4 protein-coding genes and 3 pseudogenes are annotated in these 4493 nt (G+C 64.5%); 2 read left to right on the forward strand and 5 right to left on the reverse strand.

Annotated features, from left to right (window positions below; translation table 11 throughout):
• The first annotated feature begins 290 nt into the window (after positions 1-290).
• The gene (locus WDW90_RS35240) at positions 291-1322 is read left to right on the forward strand and encodes a fumarylacetoacetate hydrolase family protein (RefSeq protein ID WP_336492386.1); all 1032 of its coding nucleotides are present in this window, start codon (positions 291-293) and stop codon (positions 1320-1322) included.
• Between the two features lie 36 nt (positions 1323-1358).
• Here the strand turns inward: WDW90_RS35240 and WDW90_RS35245 are convergent.
• A pseudogene (locus WDW90_RS35245) lies at positions 1359-1736 on the reverse strand (transposase); the annotation flags it as partial.
• Between the two features lie 9 nt (positions 1737-1745).
• Positions 1746-1889, reverse strand: a pseudogene (locus WDW90_RS35250) (transposase); the annotation flags it as partial.
• A gap of 190 nt (positions 1890-2079) precedes the next feature.
• Between WDW90_RS35250 and WDW90_RS35255 the strand changes: the two are divergent.
• Positions 2080-2475: a TIGR02300 family protein gene (locus tag WDW90_RS35255; RefSeq protein ID WP_336492387.1), complete on the forward strand. Its 396-nt coding sequence runs from the start codon at positions 2080-2082 to the stop codon at positions 2473-2475.
• 34 nt (positions 2476-2509) lie between these two features.
• Here WDW90_RS35255 and WDW90_RS35260 read toward each other — a convergent pair whose 3' ends face one another.
• The 3 genes and pseudogenes from WDW90_RS35260 to WDW90_RS35270 form a co-directional block, all read right to left on the reverse strand.
• The gene (locus tag WDW90_RS35260; protein ID WP_336492388.1) at positions 2510-2773 is read right to left on the reverse strand and encodes a hypothetical protein; all 264 of its coding nucleotides are present in this window, start codon (positions 2771-2773) and stop codon (positions 2510-2512) included.
• Between the two features lie 726 nt (positions 2774-3499).
• Positions 3500-3709, reverse strand: coding sequence for a cold-shock protein (locus WDW90_RS35265; protein WP_243917323.1), 210 nt, complete (start codon positions 3707-3709; stop codon positions 3500-3502).
• A 698-nt stretch (positions 3710-4407) separates the two neighbouring features.
• Positions 4408-4493: pseudogene (locus WDW90_RS35270) on the reverse strand (IS5-like element ISMex42 family transposase); the annotation flags it as partial.

The raw sequence follows: 4493 nt of genomic DNA on the forward strand, positions 1-4493 counted from the left end.
CGAGGCCTGGAGCCGCCTCATCGACCAGCCCTGGAAGATCATGTCCCTCGGCCTGCGCGACTGGGCCTATCGGTTATGATCAACACCGATTGGTATTAGTGCCGTGTTCGGTCACGTAGCGACGGCCACGTCACCATCGTGTCCGGCTGTGCCGATTGTAGGCGTCCGCCGGGCCGTTGCACGCCGACAGGCCACCCTACCCAGACCGGTTGCGTTTGCTCGGGCGCGCAGCCAAAGCTTCCGGCCGGCGTATCGCTTCGGTGAAGGGCGAGCGCGGAGGAAGATGGTCCATGAGCACCCGACGCGATTTCCTGCATCTCACTGCGGCCGCGACGGCGGTCGGGGTCCTGGCGGGACCGGCAGCCGCGGAGGCGCCCGCCTCCGGTCCGGGGCGCCCTATTCCTCCCAATGGCGGAGACGCCCTCCGCCTCGTCACCTTCATGCCGGACCCCGGGAGCACTCCGCGAGTGGGCGTCGTGCGCACGGATGGACGCGTCGTCGATCTGACGAGCGCCGCGGTGTCGGGCTTCGATCCGACACGGATGGTCTCGCTTATCGAGGCCGGCCCGATAGCCCTCGACGCCGTGCGTCGCGCCGCGGCCGCGGGCGATGGCCCGCAGGTCGAGACCGTGCGGCTTCTCGCACCAATTCCAGTTCCGACGCGCAACATCTACGCGGTCGGCTGGAACTATCTCGAACACTTCGCGGAAGGGCAGGCGGCCCGCGAAACCAAGTCGGAATACCCGGCCCATCCCGTGTTCTTCACCAAGGGTGTCAACACGGTGAACGGGCCCTACGACCCGGTCCCCTACGATCCGGCGGTCTCGACCGCGATCGACTGGGAGGCGGAGCTCGCCGTGATCATCGGCGCTCAAGGGCGCAACATCCCGGAAGCCGAGGCCATGAGCCATGTCTTCGGCTACAGTGTCATCAACGACACCACCGCGCGTGACATGCAGTACAAGTTGCACGGCGGGCAGTGGTTCAAGGGCAAGAGCGTGGACGGGCATGGGCCGATCGGTCCGTGGATCGTGCCCGCGTCGGACCTCGATCCCGCCGATCTGCACCTCACGACGCGGGTCAACGGCGTCGTGAAGCAGGATGCCTCGACCAAGCAGATGTACTTCAAGGTTGCCCGCATCATCGCTGAACTCTCGCGGGGCCTCACCCTAATGCCGGGCGACATCATCGCCACCGGCACGCCGCCCGGCGTCGGCAACGCACGCAAACCACCGGAGTATCTGAAGCCCGGCGACGTGATGGAGACCGAGATCGCCGGCATCGGCACTCTGCGCAATCTCATCCAGGCCATCCCGGCCTAAGCCGCCTCTGCCGTCGCTATGCGAACGGGTATCGCTCTAGAGGCTGTTACGGACTGCTGCGAAGTCGGCGGCCTTGCGTAGGAGTAGGACGTTGAAGGCGACGAGGTGCAATCCGGCCTGGGTGGCGGGCAAGCGTTTGTAGTCACGGGCCAAGCGACGAAAGCGGGCCATCCAGGCGAAGGCGCGCTCGACCACCCATCGGCGTGGCAACAGGGCGAAGCCGCGCTTGGCCTCGGGCAGTTTCACCACCTCCAAGGCGGTGCCGCGATCAGCGGCCGCCTTCGCCGCGCGCTCGCCCGTGTAGCCCTGATCGACATAGGCGAGGTCCATGCTGTCACCGGTTGCCTCCTGCACGGCGTCAGCGAGCACGGCCACGGCGGCACGGTCATCGGCATCGGTGGGTGTGACATGCAGCTCCGCCGGGATCGCGCGCCATGTGGCGCCGTTCTGATGCCGCCACAGGATGGCCGAGAGCGTGCGCTGAAGATCCTGCGGTGGCGTCTTCGCCTTCGGCCGGCAGACCTCGGCCAGCGGCTCCAGAACAGCCCATTGCGCGTCGCTCAGCATCGTCCCTCCTCAGATCGGACGGACGAAACGCATGCTCTGCCAGATGGTTCAGGCGACGACAGACCCTAGCACGCGCTGCCCATATGCGATCCAGCCTGACGTACAGCAGGGTCGTCCGCTGCCGTCTATGATAGACGAAGCCGGAAGTGCGCTGGCCACCCAGCGTTTAGCATGTCCATGGAGAGTTGCAGTGGCACGTCCGGACCTCGGCACGAAGCGAATTTGCCCGACGACGGGCAAGAAGTTCTACGACCTCAACAAGAACCCCGTGATCTCGCCCTACTCGGGTGAGGTCGTCCCGACCTTCGTGTCAACGTCCTTCGCCAGGGGAGGCACGCCCGTGGTGGCGCGCAAAGAGGCGCCGGTCGACGATGAGGAGGAGACGGACGGGCCGGAACTCGTGTCGCTGGATGAAGTCGAAGCCGAGGAGGCCGACAAAGATACGGACACCGATGCTGAGGGCGATGACGCCCTGGATGTCGATGACGATGGCGATAGGGTCGAAGACGACACCCTCGTGGTCGACGAGGACGACGAAGACACCAGCGATCTGATCGAGGTCAACGACGACGATGATGACCAGTAGCCGCGATCAAGCTCATCGCCCGAGCATCCGAACACTAATCTCGAAAGCGGTCTCGGCGTCCGGTTGATCGGGTCGCAGGGCGCGCCATGAGCAGGGCCGATCGCACCGCTATGCGACGCGACGGCTCGTTGGCCTCGGCATCGTGCATGGTCGCGGGCGCGGAAGCGTGAGCCGCGACGGCCGCGGCCAGATCGAGGATGTGGTCCGGCCCGATCGGATGAGCCTGGGTGGTCGGTTCAGCGAGGTAGACGTCGACGGCAGCGCCGACGGCCTCAATCGCGATGCGCTCGGCGGTCACGAGATCCCAGAGCGTAGCATCGTCCGACATCCGCGACGTTCTACACCCTGCGCTGCAAGCTGCAACAACGTGACATCGAGGACCGGACCATCATCAAGGATCCTCATAAACGAGCCGGACACCGGGTGACGCTCTCTCAGAACACCGCTGCTCTCACTCGGGACCGATTATGTGGTCACTGTACGGTCTGTTGCCGGGTCTTAGAGATCAAGGCGCTGGCCAAGCCTGCGGGCCTCGTGTGCCGCCACAACACCGGCACGGCGTGCGGAATCTACCTTGAGCGCCCGGAGGCATGCGCCCGTTGGTACTGCCTGTGGCGCAAGATCGACGCTCTGCCGGATGAACTCAGGCCGGATCGATCGGGCGTGGTGTTTTCGTTGGAGAGCCGGCCACCTGTTGCAGACGCTCCTGACGAAGCCTGCATTGTGGGTCGCGCCGTGAACGGGGCGCAAGCCTTCGACCGATGGGAGGTGGTCGAGGCGTTCGCCATGTTCGTTCGCGAGGGGTCGTTGCCGGTGTGGAAGGTATCTGACCAAGATGCCACCATGATGAACAGGAGCCGGCAGACACCAACACGGTGACGTCTATGGCGAGCGGTATCGAGGAGGTCGTCAAGCGCATCTGCGCAAGCCGATGCGCATCTTGGCTCGCAGGAATAATGATAGTCTGATCCAGTCATCGGAAGCAGGATGACGAGCGCTTGCCGTCATCCCGACGAAGGCAGGCTCAGGCGCTCTTCAGGTTGGCGGCGCTCTCCTTGCCGCTGCGCCGGTCGGCTTCGACGTCGTAGGAGATCTTCTGTCCCTCGATCAGGTTGCGCATTCCGGCGCGCTCGACGGCGGAGATATGGACGAACACGTCCTTGCCGCCGTCGTCGGGCTGGATGAAGCCGTAGCCCTTCGTCTCATTGAACCACTTCACAGTGCCGGTAGCCATTGCGGTAACCCTGGTCGTCGGCCCGCCAACGCGGCGTGCCGTGAGGTTCGAACCGGCCGTGTCAGCCGACCGTTCCATGCATTGCCTAGACCGGATAGCACTTAGCGGGCCAGCGCAAAACACTAACAGCGCTGCCCGCGTTCGCTCCGGCTGCCCCATCATCCGGGCTATCTTTGCGGCTGATAGAAGCGCAGGATGCCGACCTCGGCGGATCGATTGCCCAAGCGCCAACAGCTTGGGGCTCGTGTTCTCACTGTAGCGAACAGGCGTGTGAATGGCAGATGTCGTGAGCCTTCCAGCCGGCCGCCGTTCCTCCTGCGCGGTCTCGCCCTACCGCGCCTACCGGTTCGGGCCGGATGGCAGCGTCAGCTCAACGATACCGATCGAGGCTGACACCGACGCGGAAGCTGCGGAACGTGCCCTTCACCTGAGTGACGGAGGCCGCGTCGAACTCTGGTCACGGGCACGCTTCATAGCCCACGTTGGACCACTTGACGGCCCGATCGCGACCTCGGTCACACTGCTTGAGGACGAGCCGACGCCTGAATCGTGAGCGCGGCTTCTCGCCTGTGAAACTGATTCGAAAGTTGGATCATGGCTGCTGAGAAGAAGCGGCAACCGTTTGGTCGCATCTCCCCTCCTGAGAAAGCGGCTACTGGCCAATAGCTGACACATGGTCGCACGATCACTACGGCCTGTTAGCTCTTGAGCCAGTCCAGAGCGGCTGCGAGCGAGAGAACGCCCATGAAGCTTGAAGCTGTCTTCTCGTAGCGGGTTGCGATGG

The organism is Methylobacterium nigriterrae (genome assembly GCF_037106235.1).
Taxonomy (GTDB): Bacteria; Pseudomonadota; Alphaproteobacteria; order Rhizobiales; family Beijerinckiaceae; genus Methylobacterium; species Methylobacterium nigriterrae.

Excerpts from the sequence above, each read along its gene's own strand:
- WDW90_RS35240 (WP_336492386.1), top strand. The coding sequence starts at position 291 with ATGAGCACCCGACGCGATTTCCTGCATCTCACTGCGGCCGCGACGGCG.
- WDW90_RS35265 (WP_243917323.1), bottom strand. The coding sequence starts at position 3,709 with ATGGCTACCGGCACTGTGAAGTGGTTCAATGAGACGAAGGGCTACGGC.